This window comes from Sorangium sp. So ce367, assembly GCF_051520455.1.
GTDB lineage: Bacteria > Myxococcota_A > Polyangia > Polyangiales > Polyangiaceae > Sorangium > Sorangium cellulosum_B.
In genome coordinates this window covers 13,004,237-13,020,976 of the sequence record NZ_CP150334.1, presented here as the reverse complement: position 1 = coordinate 13,020,976, position 16,740 = coordinate 13,004,237, and the positions used below count along the sequence as shown (strand labels likewise).

Here is a 16,740-nt window from a genome sequence, read left to right as displayed (position 1 = left end):
AGGTGCTAAGAGCCTGTCGCGGCAGCCGACCCGACCAGGCGGGCGAGGGGCCTATGCCTCGGTCGCCAGGAGGGCCCGGAAGCTCTCGCGCTTCGTGAGCAGGAGCCAGCGCAGGTTCTTCATGACCGTGCCTTGCTCCGAGAGGGCCGCGTGGCTCAGGAGGACGAGCTCGGCGACGCTGATCCCTTCCCGCACGTCCTCCAGGGAGACCTTGACCCTGCCATCCGCCGCGGCGCGGCAGCGGGCGAAGCGGGAGATCACGACGGTGGCCAGCGAGAGGTCGAGCACGGCCGCCAGGAGGTGCCTCGGCGCCGAGAAGATGTGCCGGCGCTGGAGCACGAGGCGCAGGTAGTCCTTCACGGCGGCCCCCTCGTCGCCGGCGAGGAAGCGATCGACCGTGCTCACCCGCTGGAGCTTGAACGGCCTGGGGACGAACATCATATCGACGGTGCCTCTCCCGAGCATCCAGGCGGCCTTGTTCCCGAAGCTGCGCAGCGCCTGGAGCTCCGTCCACGAGGCCTTCTCGACCCGGTGGGGCTCGCGGACCCGCGACGGATAGCAGAGGTTGCCGAGGAGATAGGCGAACAGCACCCGCGCATAGAAAGAGGGCTTCTTGCGGGGCGCGAGCGGCTCAAGCTCCTCCTTGCCGGCCTGCCCGAGGGCGGCGTCGACCGAGGCGTCCGTCGCGCGCCCCTGGCCCTGGGGGAGAGCGCGCTCGAAGGCCGCCGTCCAGTCGTAGAGCCGGGCCAGCGTCGACGCCGGCGACGCGCCGGTCGCGATCTGCTCTTCCCAGTGCCTCGCGGCGCGCAGATAAAGCGGCTGGGGGAGGATCACGCCGCTCAGCGTCGCCAGCGCCGTCGACATCCGCTCCGTGTCGCCTCGCTGCTGGAGCTTCGCCTTGAGCTGGCGGTCGACGGGCTTGCCGTAGTTGTCGCGGATGGACGGGCACAGCTGGGAGAGCTGCGCGACGACGGCATCCTTCTCGTCGCGGACGAACCCGAACGGGAACGCCTGGCACGACTTCGGGATGTACTCGTGGCCGAACCGCTTCTGCATGCTGCAGAGCATGTCGTCGTCGAGGAAGACGCACTGGAGCTGGCGATCCCGCTCCCGCACGGGCAGCACGCCGCGCCCGATGACGAGGGCCCCCTCTTCCCCGACGCGCTCCCGCACCCAGGGCTCGGCGAGGTACCGCCTGGCCTCGTCGCCGCTGAAGCGGATGTTCCACGGCATCCGGCAGCACCGAGCTGGGCAGTCGCGGCACTCGAACTTCTGATTCGGGGGGTGGCTCGAGGGAGCGATGAGCTTCGTCGCCATGGGGCGGCGGGACCATACAACGCCACGGAGATCGGCGCTCGATCCGGCGTCGATCCCCGCGTGCCCATCGCGCCCGGCGTGGGGCAGCGAGCCAGTGGGCTCAGGCGTGGCGACGGCGATCGGCGAGACGACGACCGACAAAAAGACAGCGCCGCCGGGGCCTCAGGGGGGCGAAGGCCACGCCGGCGGCGCTGCCTCCCATGAAGCACTGACCGTGCCATCCGGACGACCCCTAGGAAGCACCCCGAATTGCGGCCATGCGTCAGGGACATCCCCTACACGTTTCGTTTTTGAAACGTCATGGTCGCAGCATTGAACGATTGTAAGGGTTCTTTTCTTAGCACCGCATTTCGCCCCGGACGTAACAATTCCAGTCAATCCAGGCTCTTTTCGCTGTTGTCGCAAGTTTTGCTGCGTTCCCTGGTCGAGCGCTGTACCTCTCTTTCAGGAGAACACCATGCGACTTGCTCTTCCCCTGTCGGCGGTCACAGCGATGTCTCTCGCGCTCGCCGCCTGCGGCGACGACGACCAGATCTCACCGCTGGGAGCGGCGTCCAGCACTGGCGGCCAGGGCGGTGACGACGGCGAGGGCATCGCGCCGGACGGGAAGGCGGACGGCGAGGCCTGCGCGGTCAACGAGGACTGCCTCGGCGGGCTCTGCTTGACCGAGGAGGAGTTCGGCTGGGCGGGCGGCTACTGCACGAGGCTCTGCGACACGGCGCTCTTGCCGTGCGGGGAGGGCTCCGAGTGCCTGCCGCAGGGCAGCTTCTCGCTCTGCCTCAAGTCCTGTGAAGAGACGTCCGACTGCGGGAGGGCGGAGAATACGTGCGTCGACGTGACCGACGACGGGTGGACGATGTGCTTTGGCGGCTGCGACGACGACGCGCAGTGCAAGGGCGCCTGCGACGAGGACTCCGCGTTCTGCGTCTCGTCGGGTGAGATCTGCGACAGCGGCGAGGACGAGGACAAGGACGGCCTGCAGGACTGCGAGGAGCACGACTGCTCGACGAAGGCAGCGTGCGTCGAGGGCGTCGCCGCGGCGTGCGCGGAGGCCACCGACGTCTCGGAGGGCGGGAGGTTCACCGGCACGACGGAGGCCGGCACCAACCTGTTCGCGGCGCTCTGCCCTGGACTCATCACGTCCGTCACGGGCACGGGCATGCGAGAGCGGGTGTTCCGGTTCGTCGCGCCGGCGAAGGGCGCGGTCCAGATCGCCGCGACGGCGACGGCGCCGGAGGCCGACTTCGACTGGTACATCCGGGAGAGCTGCGACGACGAGGCGACGCTGCTCGGCTGCGTCACCGCGTTCACACCGGAAGAGGCCCCGCTGGAGCTGCTCACCGAGCCCGGTCAGACCTATTTCATCTTCATCGAGGGCAAGAACGGGATGGACGCGTCGTATACGCTCGACGTGTCCTTCGCGGAGGAGATCTGCGGCGACGGAGCGCGCGTCGGCGCGGAGGAGTGCGACGACGGAGACGCCGTGGATGACAACGTGTGCAGCGACGAGTGCAAGGTGAACCTGGAGCCGCTGTGCGCGGCCACGGCGACGCTCACGGAGGCAACGACGGTGGGCGACACCTCCGAGGGCACGCAGGGCGTCACGGCGTCGTGCGGCGGCGAAGGCGGGGAGCTCGTGTACCGGTATACCCCGGAGGAGAGCGGCAACCTGACGATCACCGCGACGCCGGAGGGCCACGCCGATGTCGTCCTCTACGCGCGCAGCGACTGCGCAGACCAGGGCAGCGAGCTCGCCTGCGTGGATGATCCCGACGACTCCGGGTGGCCCGAGTCGATCACGGTGACGGCGACGGCGGGCCAGCCGATCGACATCTTCGTCGACAGCTACAACGCCGCCTCCTCGGGGCCGTTCACGCTGACCATCGCCCCGGCGGAGTGACCTGAAAATGCGGACCGGCCGTCCAGGAGGCTCCGCCTCCGGACAGCCGGGAGATCGCGCTGGCGCTGCGCTCGTTACCGGAGCGGGAGCGCGGCCTCCTGGCCCTTCATGCTGGGCAGGTCGATCACCTGGAGATCCGCCGTCACGACCTCGCCCGCCTTCACCTGCACGCCCGTCCCGATGCTCGTCGACTCGACGTTGACGATGTAGCCGCCGGTCGGGAGCCCGGACACGCGGAACGAGCCGTCCTCCACGGTGACGGGGTAGAACATGCCGATCGCGCCGTCGTCCCCGATCTGGGTGGCCACCATGAGGCGAGCCCCCGGGAGCGGCTTGCCGGCCACGGTGACGCGGCCGCGGATCTCCGCGGTGCCCCGGGGCGCAAAGGCGATGTCGTGCTGCGTGGTCTTCCCCTCCTCGATGCCGACCGCCGCGAGCATCACCTCCTCGCCTCGCCGCATCATGACGCGGAGCTCGCCGGGCGGGACCTGGTCGAAGTGGAAGCTGCCGTCCTCGTCGCTCACCGTGTTCACGAAGCCGATCGGGCGGTGCATGAGCGTGAGCCGGGCGCCGGCGACGGGCTTGCCCTCGGCGTCTCGCGCCACGCCGGAGAGGCTGCCGCCGGGCGACATCACGAGCTTCACCGGCTTCAGGCCGTCGCAGCCCGCGATCTCGATCTCGGTCGAGCTCACGGCGTTGCTGCCGTCATAGCCGCGGACGACGATCGTGCCCTTCGGCACGTGCGGCAGGCTGAAGGAGCCGTCGTCCTCGGTCTGCGCCTGCGCGGCGGCCTCCATGGACAGGCTGCTCAGCTCGCCGACGGCGAAGAGCGACTCGGCGTCCACGTACACCCCGGGCAGCGGCGCGCCGGACGAGTCCACCGCCTGCCCGCTCAAGGTACATCCCTTCGAGAGGGTCAGATCCATCTTCTCGACGTCTCCGGCGCGCACGTTGACGTTCGTGGAGAACGCGGGCGCGAACTCCGCCGCCGTCGCCCTGACGACGACGTCCCACGAGGGCAGCTGATCGACGCGGAACGAGCCGTCCGGGCTCTCGAACGTGCGAGAGAACAGGGGCGGCGTCGCCGGCGTCTCCGCCGTCACGGCCGAGAGGATGTCGATCGAGAAGCGGCGCACGGGCTCGCCCCGCTCGTCCAGCACGCGCCCCTCGATGACGCCGCTCTTCGGCAGCACGAGGCTCACCGCCTCGCCGGGGCGCGCCGTGGTCGACGTGGTCCCGTATCCATCGACGCTCGCGCTCAGCTGATAGGTGCCGTCCGGGAGCGTGAGCTCGAACCGCCCTGCGTCGTCGCTCTTCACGGAGCCCGCGGTCGAGAGCACGTTGCCGGCGACCTCGAAGGTCATGGCGACGACGGTCGCTCCGGCGAGGGTGTTCCCGTCCGTGCCATAGACGAGGCCGCTGATCGTGGGCTTCGCCTCCTCCTTCGCCGCCGGCGCCGCGCCGCGCACGAGCGCCCTGTTGCGGTAGCGGACGTGCTTCTCGGCCCCGGCGGCCGGGCCACTCGCCCCGGCGGTCTGCTCGTCCCCGGAGCGGAAGGCGAGGAAGAGGGCGACGCCGGCGAGGGCGGCCAGGAGCAATCCGGCGGCGATCCACAGGGGCCGGCGCGAGGGGTTCCGTTGCGACGAACTCGGTTGCATCATTGTTCCTCCAGACAAGTTGACCTGGCTAGAGCCCTCGAGCCGGGAGCTCGGCAGAGGCGGAGAAGAGAAAGGGGCCGCCGGCGTTCCGCCGGCGCCCCCTCCTCAATCCGCACGACGCGATCGACGAGCGCCTCCCTGACCTGCCCGGGGCCGTTACTAAGGGCTTTCTGCAGGGAGGCTCTCGCCGATCGGTCGGACGCCGGGCGCCGTCTCAGAGCCCAGTGAAGACCGGTCTCAAACGCACGCCGTCAGTAGCAGTGCGGGGCGAACGAGACAGGCACGGGCATCGACAGCGCGGAGTAGAACTGAATCGTGGCCTTGATCGCGCCGGTGAAGTCGTCCTCCATCCCCACGAAGTTGCAGATGGGCGCCTTCTGGAGCCGTGAGGTGATGCCGGAGCTGGGCGGGAACGCCACCGTGCTGGGCGGGATCGGCACAGAGGGCAGGAGCGAGATGCTCCCGTCCGTGAAATAGAAGGAGTTCCAGTCGCAGTCGTTGCTCCCGATCGTCGTCGCCTGGCGAAGGAACATGTTGGCGGCAACGGCGGCGCCCGGGGCCGCCACGACTCCCCACTTGCACACGTAGCCGCACTCATCGTTGAACGGGGTGCCCGCCTGCTCGGCCAGCTGGCAGACGGTCGTACCGACGGGCACCTTCCTCAGCCCGGTCTTCATCGAGACGTTGTAGATACAGTCGTTCCGGATGGCCAAAGCGCTGCCCGAGATCGACGTGACGGTTGCGAAAGCGAGCACCCAACGAGCGAAATTCTTCATGAGAAATACCTCCGAGGAATCGAATCTGTGGTGAAGTTTGATGCAGATACCTATCCAGATCGTCACCCAAGGGATGCAATCCCCCGGGGCCTGCGCCAGGAGAGCGGTGCCCCGACGGGCGCGACGCACGTCGTCGTCGTCCCGTCACGGTCACGCTCCCGGAGGAACCCGCCCCGAGGTCATGACGCGAACAACAGGAGACTATTCTCCCCGCGGTCTCACGCAAGCACTTTTGACTGGCATCTTTCCGGTCAAAAACAGGACGGAGTTAGAACCATGGAGAATACCGGCACTCCTCGACTATGAACTCGTGCCCTCTGCCGTGAACGCACCCCGCGGGCGCCTACATCCGGCCGAAGTATCACGCACCCGCGCCGAGAGGCGGTGTACGGCGGCGCCGCGAGGCGCGGCCGAGGGCGCGAATTGCCGGGGAACGCCAGGGCGGGCGCGCGGCGCGCGGCGTCGGGCGCGCGGCCGAGGCACAAGGCAGCTCCGTCCCGCCCCCGGCGCTCGATCTACCTACCTACCTACCGAAGACGCCCCGCGAAGGCGCTTGTGGGTATGGCCCCCCCATGCGGCTCCGATGAGCACCGCGGAGCCACACCGCGCGGCGGCGCGACGGAGCGCGGGAGTCTCGCGATGATGGGATATCGAGACATCGAGTCGCCGCGCGGCGGCGGGTGCGTCCCGGCCTCCCGGCGGCGCGCGCCACCGGACGTGCGGCGGCGGACGCGCGCCGTCCCGGCCGGACGGGGTCACCGGTGATCCCGGACGTCCGGCGGCGTCCGCGCTCGTCAGCGGAGCGTGACGGCCAGCCGGTACGCGAAGAGGGCCGCGGTGCCCGAGGCGCCAGACGCGGCGCGGACGCGGAGGAAGTACCGCCCCGCCGGTAACGCGTGAGCCCCGGGGTGGCGCGGGGCGTCCCCGGTGCCGTCGAGGATCGAGCAGTTGCCCCGGCCGCCGTCGTCATCGTCCGCGATGAGCGAGCCCGCGGCGTCGAGCAGCGACAGCCGGCTGTCGATCTCGAGCGACTCGCACGCTTCCTCGCCGCCCTCGATGATCTCCGCGCGGATCGACCGGTTCTCCGGGACATCCACGGCGTAGAAGTCGAAATCGTCGGTCGCTCGCGCGCCGGCGATGAACCCGTCGGAGCCGACGGATTTGCTCGCGGTGGCGATGCTGCCATTCGGCTCCTCCTCGGCGCCCGCGGGCGCGAGGATCTTGGCCTGGAGGAGGTAGAGCGGAAATTCCGCGCCGCCCTCGCGCGCCGCGACCTCGACGTCGTGGTCGCCGGAAGGCAACGCCACGACGAGCGCCGAGCATCCGCCGATGCCGCCCGCGTACGCGGTGTCGGAGAGCCCCTCGTCCGTCGCGACCGTCCCGCCCGCCGCGTCGAGCACGCGGAGCGTCGTGAGGAGGCCTCCCTCGCAGCCCGCCGCGGTGCCGTCGAAGATCTCGAGGCGCACGACCGAGGCGACAGGCAAGCTCAGGCGGAACACGTCCCTGTCGCCGCCCGCCGCGAGGCTCGCCGCGAGGAGCGCGTCGCCCGAGATCACGAGATCGCTCGCCCCGGCCTGCGCGGGGGTGTCGTTCGGCTCGATCTCGGCGGTCACCGCCTCGAGCTGGCAGGCGGGGCTGCACCCGTCGCCGCCCGCGGCATTGCCGTCGTCGCACCCCTCCGGCGCGTCGAGCAGGCCGTCGCCGCAGACCGGGAGCCTCTCGCAACGGGCGCTGCACCCCGCGCCGCCGTCGCACTCCTCCGCGCCCTGCCGCACGCCGTCGCCGCACGAGGCGTCGAGCGAGACCCGCAGCGTGTAGCGGGCCCCCGGCTGCTCCGGGAAGCCGCTGACCCGGACATGGTATGTCCCGGGATCCAGGCGGCGCGCCGCGGCCCCGCCGGGGCTCCTCGAGTCGATGAGCGAACAGGCGCCGATCCCGCCGTCGTCGTCGGAGGCGAGCACGGTCACCCCGTCCGGCGAGAGGAGGGAGAGGACCGTGTCGACGCCCTCGGCGCACCGCGCGGGGCCGCTCGAGTCGAAGGTCTCGAGCCGGAGATCGGAGACGGTCGTGACCTGCAGGGCGAAGAGGTCGACGTCGCTGTCCGGCTCGATCGCGCCGGACACGAGCGCTCCCGGCGCGACAGCGCCGTTCGCCTCGGCCTCGGCAGGGGTCGAGTTGGGCTCGATCTCGGCGATCGCGCCCTCGATCCGACATGCGACGTCGCAGCCATCCCCGCCTCGGGTGTTGCCGTCATCGCAGACCTCGGGCTCGTCGATGAAGCCGTCTCCGCACACCGGGATGCGCTGGCACGTCGGCCCGCACGCGGCGCCGCCGTCGCACTCCTCCAGGCCCTCGACCACGCCGTCGCCGCAGAGGGCCGTCGTCCGCGCGCGCACTGTATATCCAGCGATGGAGTCTCCTCCATCATAGCCCTGGACGCGCACGTAGTAGACGCCCGGCGCGGTGACGGCGGCGCGGAGTCGGGAGCACCTGGCTTCGCCGCCGTCGTTGTCCTCGGCGATCACGGCGCCGTCGGGCCCGAGGAGCCGCACCACGGTGTCGATGCCGCGGCACGAGGTCGGGCCGGTCGCGTCGAAGGTCTCCACCTCCAGCTCGGCCACGCCGGGGACGTCGACGGCGAAGAAGTCGAGCTCTCCCGGCGGAGAGATCGACGCGGTGAACAGCGCCCCCGCCGCGGTCGCCCGACCCGCTGTGGCCTGGCCTCGCGCGTCGTTCGGCTCGATCTCCGGGAGGGTCCCCTCGAGCTGGCACGCGGCGCTGCAGCCATCTCCGCCCTCGGTCCCGCCGTCGTCGCACGCCTCGCCGCCGTCGATGGATCCGTCGCCGCACACCGGGATCCGCGCGCACTCCGAGGAACACCGCTCCCCGCCGTCGCACGCCTCGCCTTCCTCGATCACCCCATTGCCGCAGAGCGCGGTGAAGGCGACGAGGAGGTCGTATCCGGGGATGGACGCGTCGTTGTTGAACTCCTCGACGGTCACATAATACGTGCCCGGCTGGAGCCGTGTCGCCCTGTCGTCGACGCTCGAGTCGATGAGAGAGCAAGCCTCGGGGCCGCTGTCGTCGTCGCTCGCCAGCACCGTCGCGCCGTCCACGTCGAGCAGCTGGAGGAAGGTATCGACTCCCTCGGCGCACTCGTTCAGCCGCCCGGGGCTGAACGTCGCGAGCTGGACGTCCGCGAGGCCCGGCACCTCGAAGGCGAAGACGTCGATGTCATCGAGGGGCTCGATCGCCGCCGAGACGAGCACGTTCGGCCGGAGCACGGCGCGCCCGCCCGCCTCCGCCGCGGTGTCGTTCGGCTCGACCTCGGGAGAGCGGAGCTCCAGCTCGCACGCGGGGCTGCAGCCGTCACCGCCGGTCGTGTCGCCGTCGTCGCAGAGCTCCGGATCCTCCAGCACGCCGTCGCCGCACACCGACGTATCCAGCGTGAGGGAGAGCGTGTAGTCGAACGTCCCCGGCTCCGCTCCAGGGGAGATCTGCACGCGGACGAAATACTCGCCAGGGCTCAGCTTGCGCAGCGCCAGGTAAGAACAGGTATCGTCGTCGGCGATATCGTCGTTGTCCTCGATGCTCGCCAGGCTCGCGTCAAAGATCGTCACATGGGTATCGACGCCGAGCGAGCTGCACGTCGTGCCCAGCGGGCCATCGAGCGTCTCTGCCTTGATGCGCCCTACCGACCCCTCGGGGACGGTCACCGAGAACACGTCCACGTCGGATGCGGGGTCGATGAACGCGCGGATCCGACCGCCGGGCGCGATGGCGAAGGCGTCGTTGGCCGACGCGAATCCGTCGTTCGGCTCGACCTCGCAGCCGGACTCGACCCGACACGCGCGCGAGCAGCAATCGCCGTCCTCGTCGCCGCCGTCATCGCAGGTCTCCGCGCCGCCCAGCGCGCCGTCGCCGCACCCGCTCGTACACACGCTCGGCACCCCGGCGCACGCGAACCCAGGCTCGATCGCGCAACCCGGATCGCACCCGTCGCCGGCCGTCCGATTCCCATCGTCGCACACCTCGGCAGGAGCGCTGACCGCCCCATCGCCGCACACCGCGCCGGGCGCGCCGCCCTGCCCCCCGCTGCCGCCTTCTCCGCCGTTACCGCTTTCTACACCCCTGCCGCCCTGTTCATCGCTGCCGCCCTGTCCATGACTGCCGCCCTCTCCTCCGTTGCCCCCGACTGCGGACACCTCGATCTTGCTCCGGTCCGGCGAGACGAGCAGATCGCACCCGCTCAGGGCAATCAGCGCCATACCGAGGAACCATGGGAGAGCGGTCCTGGGGGAGAAAATCATGGGTTATGAGGCCTCTGCTCGGCAGCATCGCGAGAATCACGGCGATCGCGGCATTCGTGGCGATCACCGCAGGCGCGCCGCAGGCTGGCCACGACGGCGGGGGCGGCAGCAGACCGATGCTCCGCGGCTGCGTCAAGAGATGACGACCGCGCCGCGCCCTCAGTACGTCACGACGATCGCCTTGCGGAGGTACTCTTCGCTCTCCAGCTGGGAGAGCATGAAATAGGCCAGATCCTCGCGCGAGATCGTGGGGCCGCCAAAGAGGTAGCCCTCCGGCGGCGAGGGGTCGACTTCGGCGCGGCACTCCTTGGTGAGCCGCCCGTCGGTGAGCTTGGGGACGCGCACGACGGTCCAGGCCACATCGCTCCGGCGGAGGGCCTCTTCCATGCGCAGCATGTCGGAATACCTGTTGCGGAGCATCGGCTTGACCAGGAGCCGGAACCAGAGCGCAGGCTGCTGCTCCTCGCCGATGCCCGCGGCGGTGACGGCGATCAGGCGGCGGACGCCATGCTCCTTCATCGCGCGCAGGACGTGGACGATGCCGTCCGAGTAAACGCGCGTCGGGCCGAGGCCGCGCGACCCCAGGGCCGAGAGGACGGCGTCGTGGCCGGACACGGCGCGCGACACCTGCTCGGCATCCATGATGTCGCCGCGGAGCGCGCGCAGCCGCTCATGATGGGGGACAGGGATGGTGGCGGGCGTGCGCGCGAATGCCGAGACCTCGTGTCCAGCCTCCAGCGCCTGACGGATCAACGCGGCGCCCGTGCCCCCGGTCGCCCCCAAGATCAGCAGCCTGCTCATGTGCCGCCAGCCTACCCGGTCCGCCGCAGCGGGTACAGTTTGCGCCCGAATGCCTCATCCCTCGAGATCTGCTGGAGATCCGGGCGAGCGGGGCCCCGCCTTTCAGGCCCCGAGCCGCAGCCACGCGGCCACGCCGAGGTGATCCGAGCCGGAGAACGGCGCCCGCTCGCAGCGCGTGATCGCCCACCCCTCGCCCGGTTGAACGAAGACATAATCGATGCGGCGCAGCGGCAGGCCCGCGGGCCAGGTGCCGCCCGCCTTGCCGGGGTGCGCCTGCGTCCAGGCGTCGAGCCAGGAGCCGTTTCCCGCGCTCGCCTGGAGATAACAGACCGCCTCTTCGCTGGGGAGCGCGTTGAAGTCGCCCATCAGCACGGCGCCGTGGCTCCCCGACTTCTGGCGCTCCCGCGCGGCGAAGCTCACGAGCTCGCGCACGGTGCGCGCCCGCGCGCGCTTCGACAGCGAGAGATGCGTGACGAGCACGTCGACCACCGCGCCGGCGTGCCGGATCGCGGCGCGCAGGACGACGCGCTGGCTGTCGCGCTCGAACGGGTCGTCGCGATCGAGCGTGAGCGCCTCCACGGAGTGATCGAGCACCTCGATGTCCTCCCGGCAGAGCAGCGCGACCCCCTCGCACTCGCCGCTCGCGGCGACCCTGCCCGGCGCGAACCAGGCCCGGTATCCACCGGCGAGCCGCGAGAGCTCCCCGGCCTGGCCGAGGTCGCCGCTCGCCGCCGGCGCGTGCACCTCCTGGAGCCCGAGGAGGCCAGGGCGCAGATCGCCGATGAGCCTGGCAAGCATCGTCCGGCGCCGCTCCCAGAGGGCGACTCCCCCCCAGATGTTCTGCGTCAGGACGACGAGATCGCGATCGTGGCTCAAATGCCTCCTCCTCGGGCGTCAGTCCGGGGATGTCTTAACCAGCTTGTCGAGGAGGCTCAAGGCCCCATGAGCGAGCCAGTCCGCGGCCTTGCCCGGGAGCGACCGCGCCGCGAGCGTGCCCCGGGTCACCGGCCGCGAGTCCGCCCTGTCCCGCGAGAACAGATCCGCCACCTGCGCGACGAACGCCGGATCGAACACGAAGAGATTCACCTCGTTGACGGCGCTCAGGCTGCTCGGGTTCGCGTTGAACGTGCCTATCGTGCACCAGTCGCCGTCGACCAGCGCGAACTTCGCGTGCAGGACATCCCGCTGGTACTCGAAGATCGTGAAGCCGCGATCGAGCCACGCGGCGTGCTCGGCGCGCGCGGCGCGCTTGATGATCGGCAGATCGGTCTCGCCGGGGAGGATGATCTGGACGTCGACGCCGCGCGCGGCCGCGTCGACGAGATCCTTGAGCATCCCGGCGGGCGGGAAGAAATAGGCGTTCTCGATCCAGATGCGCTCCCGCGATCGCCGGATCGCCTCGCGGTAGCGGGCATAGACGCGCGCGTTGTCGTCCGGCGTGTCCGCGACGAGCTCGAGATCCGGGTACCTGCGCCCCGTCGCGTAGTCGCGCACCCCTTCGGATCCGCCGTCGGCCTCGCGCCAGCGCTGCTCGAAGAGGAAGGCGAAATCTTCGACGCAGGGGCCCTCGAGGCGCATACAGACGTCGTGCCACCCCTTGCCCCCGCGCCGCTCCGGGAGCCACTCGTCTCCCCACGCGGCGCCGCCGGTGTAGGCCTGATCGTCGATCACGATGACGCGCGAATGATCCCGCGGCAGGAGCCCGCCGCGGCCGAGTCCGGGCGCCATGGGGCGGTAGGCGCGGACCTCGATGTCGCGGCGCCGGAGCTCGTCGAAGAACGGGGCGTCGGTCTCGTGCGAGCCGAGCGGATCGTAGAGGAGCCGCGCGCGCACCCCGCGCGCCGCGGCCCGCCCCATGACGTCGGCGAACGCGCTCCCGAGCAGGTCGTCGCGGTAGATGTACGTCTCGATGTCGACGCGCCGCGCTGCGCGCTCGACGTCGCGGAAGATCGAGCCCAGCACCGCCTCCATGCCGGGCAGGAGGGTGAGCGCGTGCTGCGCCGTCAGGATAGGGCCGATCGGCTTCGACGCGCCGCCGCCGGAGCGGCCCGAGGGCGGATCGCCCGGCACGGGCGAGCTGCGTCCGTCGCCGACGGGGCTCAGCAACCGGCGGTCACGGGAGATCATCGCCGAAGTGTGGAGGATGCGCGGGGGAAGACGAGCGCTACCCGGCCCGCCGGCGCTGCGCCGCGCGCGGGCGGGCGCGTTCGCTCACTTGAGGGAGAGCGGGCCCTCGCCGGGCTGGGCGCCGCCCTTCATCTCGTGCGAGTTGGGATCGTACTTCGAGGTGCACTTGGCCATCACGAGGCTCGCCTCGAAGTCGCCGCCCTGCGAGAGCGTGCCCTCGACGGTCACCTGCACGCCGCCGCTCGGGACGTCGCGGAAGGTGTCGGGGATGACGCACTGGGCGTAGCGCACGGGCAGCGGCGCCTGCGTGCCGTGGATCTGGAAGCGGTACTCGCAGGGCGAATCGCGCTTGACCAGCGTGCCGGGCACGAGCTCGCCCTCGACCCGGACCTTGCGGCCGGCGAGCTTGTCCTTCGACGCGAGCAGCTGGTCGACCGGCGTCGCGTAGACGGCCGCTTCCTTGAAGCCCACGAGGAACAGGGCGACGAGCGCGCCCACCATGACGAGCAGCGTCGCCAGCAGGCCGAGGCTGCGCGACGGGCGCGCCTTCGGCGCCTGGCTCGCCGCGGCCGGCTTCACCACCGCGGGCGTATCCTGCTGCTCTGCGAGAGACAGCGCCTGGGCCAACTCGTCGTCCAGCTTCTTGCTCATCGGATAGGTACAGGCTAGCCCGCGCCCCGCGGACGGTCGAGCACCACCTGCACGGCCTCGGGTCCGGCCGGCGGCGCGCTCCCGTTTGGGCGCTGCGGCGGACAGCCCGACCGGAGTTCTCCCTCGCGAGCGGACCCGACGAACCCGTGCGCCCGCTCGCGGAGGGTCGAAGCTCACCGGCCCCTCTCGGCTGCTCAGCGGCGCGATCTCCGCGCGCCGACGAGGCTGACCAGCGCACCGACGCCCCCGATCGGGAGCGCGAAGAACCCCGCCGCCCCGCAGTTCATCAACCGTGCGACGGTTTCCGCCAGGAGCCGGGCCTTGGTCGCAGGATCCACGCTGCTCGACGCGATGCCCGACGCGAGCACGAAGGGCAACACGCCGCACCCGATGCCTCCCGCTACGGCGATGAGGCAGAGCGTCCTGCCACGACCCCACCGGCGCTGCAGCAGGGCACGAAGGCCAAGCAGGGCCACACCGAGGGTGGACAGCCCGAGAAGGAGCATCAGCACCTCCAGCGCCTGCATCATGGCATCATCCTACTGCGCAGGATGGCGCTCATTGCGGTGTCAGAGCTCCTCCTGGCGCTGGCGCTGCACCGTGCCTGGGCCCCTCATGGGCTCTGTTTATAGCCGCCTCGATGGCGGGGAGAAACACCGCGTGAGGGAACGCCGCGCGAAACCGCTCGGCGCGCGCGCGGGCGTCGGCGCGCCGCCCGGCCTGGACGAGGGCCTGGATGACCAGCGCCTCACGCATCTGGACTCTCGGGCTGCGCGGGTGATTCCGCTCGTGCGAAGCCAGCACGTCGAGCGCCTCTGTCGCCTTCCCTTCGCTGAGCGCACGGCCGGCGCTGCTGAGCAACGCGCTCTCCTCGGTCGTGTCGCGCTCGCTGGGCGGAGCCGCCTTGCGGGAGGGGGCGCGTGACGGCCCCGCGGCCGCGATCTCGACAGCCGCCGGGGATCCAGCGCTCCCGACGGTCACGGCCACGGCGCGCCCGTCCGCGGCACCCCCGCTGTGCCCGGCCTCGGCGCGCTCGGACGCGGCGCCGTCGGCCTCGGCGCGGACGGACGCCACCGACGCCGCAGCAAGCGGCGGAAGCATGGCATAGACGAGGCCGGCGCCGGCCCCGGCGCCCCAGAGGAACAGCGCCGCCCCCGCCTTGATGAGCCTGGATCGCGCGATCGTGACGACCGGCGGCGCTGTCGAAGCGAGCGACCGCTGGAGCCGCGCCCAGAGCGGCCCGGCGAGGTCCTGCGAGAGGCCGAGCCGGACCCCGCCTGCGTCGAGCAGCAGGGGCCTGTCGGCCAGGGCGAACGGCGTCAAAGCGAGGCGCAGGCGGCGAAGGCCGAGCGCGTCCGGGTCCCGCGCGGAGAGTCGTTTGACCGCGGCCGAGAACTCGCTGCGAGCGCGTCTCAGCCGATCCCATGCGGTGTTCACCGAGATCTGGAGGGCCTGCGCAATGTCGCGCATGTCGCTTCCCTCGAGGTCGTAGAGCACGAACACCGCTCGTCGTTCCCTCCCGATGCGCTGGATGAGCTCGCGGACGATACGCTGGGTCTCGGCCTGTGCGACCCGGCGCTCGGCGTCGAGCCCGGGGTCCATGAGCTCGATGGGCTCGCCATCGTCGAGCGCGAGCAGCTCCCGCTGGTTCCGGGCGAGCGCCCGATGGCGAAGGGCGACATTGGCGCTGATCCCAGCGATCCAGGGTTTGAGCGACAGGCGAGGATCATGGTCCTCGAGGCGCCGGTGGACGACGAGAAACACCTCGTGAGCGACGTCGGGAAGATCTCGGGACGCAATGCCGAGCCGCCAGAGCACCACGAGGACATACGGGAGCAAGGTCTGGTAGACCTCCTCGAACGAGGGCCGCGGGGGCGGGCCGATGGCGGGCGCAGGATCCCGATCGGGTGCCGCAGCGGGCTCCGGGTCGGGCGCGGGCGTCATCTCCGGGGCGGGCGCGGGCGCCGCCTCCATGGCGGGTACAGACGCAGGCGCCGGGTCGGGTGCTGGGCGTGCTTGGAGCTCTTTCATGGATAGGTAGTCCGGCGACGCCGCCCGGCTCGTTGCGAAATCGTACACGGGCTGGGCGCGACCGGCCGGGCGGGTACGGGACGGAGGCATCACCCCGGGGCCGACGTCACCGAAGGGCGCCCTCACCGAACGGCAGCCTCGGTGAGCGCGAGCCTCTCGGCCAGCGCTCGCCTGGCGCGACGCAGCCGGCTGGCGGCGGAATTGGGGTTCATGCGGCGCGCTCGAGCCCAGGCGACGAGGCTGCGGCGCCCGGCCGCCGCGAGGAGGACCTCGCGATGGCCCCTGGGCAGCGCGGCGACCTCGCGGAGCGCGGCGCGGGCGAGGAGCATTCCCTCGATCTCGACAGGCGCCTGGCCGGCGGGCACGAGGGGCGCGTCGAGCAGGATCTCGCAGCGGATGCAGGCGCTCTGCCGGTAATGCGACACCTGGCGCCAGACGACGCCGTGCAGCCACGCCCGCAGCGCCGCGCGCGGGTGCCGCCGTGGGTCCGGGCGGTACCTGCGCGCTAGGATGGCTTCCCAGGCGCCCAGGAGCACCGTCTGGACGAGATCCTCTCGGTCGCGGACGGGAACGTGGAGGGCGCGGAGCAGGGGGGCGACGAACGGCCGCTCGGCCCAGAGGGCCTCGATCGAGGGCGAGACCGCCGGGTGGAGCGCCTCGTTCGGCGCGCTGCGCGCGCGGCGGCGCACCCGGGGTGCCGGCGCATCGGAGGACAGACGGCGGGCTTCCCGCCGGGGAGGGATCGGCGATGGGGTCTTCATCGGAGCGGTTTCCGGGACTGCCCCGCTTCTCGCTGCACAATCGACTGGCCCGCGTCACCGTCGGGCGCGAGAGAGCTCGTTCCGGCGACACGCGGGGGACGGGCGCACAACGACGGGGACAGCTCGGGCGCTCATGGAGCGCGACGCCGGCTGTCGCCTGGCGAAAAAAAATGAGAAGAATGCCTCGCTCTTCGTAATGCGATCGAACGGGGGTGGTCTGCCCGGGGTTGCTCTGGCGGCGCCCTTGGGTTCCCTGGTAACGTGGCGGCACTTACGGCGGCGCGCCGTCAGCGATGCCGCAGATCATGAGGAGCGGCGATGGCGGCGCGGGCGCGACGTTGGCAGCGTGAGATCGTGGCGGTTTGTTGTGCGAGCGCGCTCGGGCTCGGTGTCGCGTCCGGCGGATGC

Annotated in this window: 12 protein-coding genes; 1 reads left to right on the top strand and 11 read right to left on the bottom strand. The window is 71.2% G+C overall.

Features of this window, described 5'->3' with window-relative positions:
- Positions 1 to 51: 51 nt before the first annotated feature.
- Positions 52 to 1,317, bottom strand: a complete 1,266-nt coding sequence (locus WME97_RS49475; RefSeq protein WP_437548276.1) for a YkgJ family cysteine cluster protein — start codon at positions 1,315 to 1,317, stop codon at positions 52 to 54.
- A gap of 457 nt (positions 1,318 to 1,774) precedes the next feature.
- Here WME97_RS49475 and WME97_RS49470 point away from each other — a divergent pair, with 457 nt between their 5' ends.
- A complete protein-coding gene (locus tag WME97_RS49470) occupies positions 1,775 to 3,217 on the top strand; it encodes a hypothetical protein (protein WP_437548274.1) in 1,443 nt (480 codons plus the stop codon).
- A 74-nt stretch (positions 3,218 to 3,291) separates the two neighbouring features.
- Here WME97_RS49470 and WME97_RS49465 read toward each other — a convergent pair whose 3' ends face one another.
- The 10 genes from WME97_RS49465 to WME97_RS49420 all read right to left on the bottom strand — a co-directional run bounded on the left by WME97_RS49465 (position 3,292) and on the right by WME97_RS49420 (position 16,332).
- Positions 3,292 to 4,878 carry an MSCRAMM family protein gene (locus WME97_RS49465; protein ID WP_437548272.1) on the bottom strand — a complete coding sequence of 529 codons (1,587 nt, stop codon included), beginning with the start codon at positions 4,876 to 4,878 and terminating at the stop codon, positions 3,292 to 3,294.
- A 248-nt stretch (positions 4,879 to 5,126) separates the two neighbouring features.
- Complete coding sequence (locus tag WME97_RS49460; protein WP_437548271.1) at positions 5,127 to 5,630, bottom strand: hypothetical protein; 504 nt, start codon at positions 5,628 to 5,630, stop codon at positions 5,127 to 5,129.
- An 815-nt stretch (positions 5,631 to 6,445) separates the two neighbouring features.
- Positions 6,446 to 9,919: a DVUA0089 family protein gene (locus WME97_RS49455; protein ID WP_437548269.1), complete on the bottom strand. Its 3,474-nt coding sequence runs from the start codon at positions 9,917 to 9,919 to the stop codon at positions 6,446 to 6,448.
- A 201-nt stretch (positions 9,920 to 10,120) separates the two neighbouring features.
- The gene (locus WME97_RS49450) at positions 10,121 to 10,762 is read right to left on the bottom strand and encodes an NAD(P)-dependent oxidoreductase (RefSeq protein ID WP_437548267.1); all 642 of its coding nucleotides are present in this window, start codon (positions 10,760 to 10,762) and stop codon (positions 10,121 to 10,123) included.
- A 102-nt stretch (positions 10,763 to 10,864) separates the two neighbouring features.
- Positions 10,865 to 11,638: an endonuclease/exonuclease/phosphatase family protein gene (locus tag WME97_RS49445; RefSeq protein ID WP_437548265.1), complete on the bottom strand. Its 774-nt coding sequence runs from the start codon at positions 11,636 to 11,638 to the stop codon at positions 10,865 to 10,867.
- A gap of 18 nt (positions 11,639 to 11,656) precedes the next feature.
- Positions 11,657 to 12,889 carry a phospholipase D-like domain-containing protein gene (locus WME97_RS49440; RefSeq protein ID WP_437548263.1) on the bottom strand — a complete coding sequence of 411 codons (1,233 nt, stop codon included), beginning with the start codon at positions 12,887 to 12,889 and terminating at the stop codon, positions 11,657 to 11,659.
- Between the two features lie 84 nt (positions 12,890 to 12,973).
- Positions 12,974 to 13,540, bottom strand: a complete 567-nt coding sequence (locus WME97_RS49435) for a cytochrome c maturation protein CcmE (protein ID WP_437548261.1) — start codon at positions 13,538 to 13,540, stop codon at positions 12,974 to 12,976.
- Positions 13,541 to 13,734: 194 nt separating this feature from the next.
- Positions 13,735 to 14,070, bottom strand: a complete 336-nt coding sequence (locus WME97_RS49430) for a hypothetical protein (RefSeq protein ID WP_437548259.1) — start codon at positions 14,068 to 14,070, stop codon at positions 13,735 to 13,737.
- Between the two features lie 28 nt (positions 14,071 to 14,098).
- Positions 14,099 to 15,514: an RNA polymerase sigma factor gene (locus tag WME97_RS49425; RefSeq protein WP_437548257.1), complete on the bottom strand. Its 1,416-nt coding sequence runs from the start codon at positions 15,512 to 15,514 to the stop codon at positions 14,099 to 14,101.
- A 179-nt stretch (positions 15,515 to 15,693) separates the two neighbouring features.
- Entirely contained in the window at positions 15,694 to 16,332 is a 639-nt protein-coding gene (locus tag WME97_RS49420) for a sigma-70 family RNA polymerase sigma factor (protein ID WP_437548255.1), read from the bottom strand.
- Positions 16,333 to 16,740 lie beyond the last annotated feature (408 nt).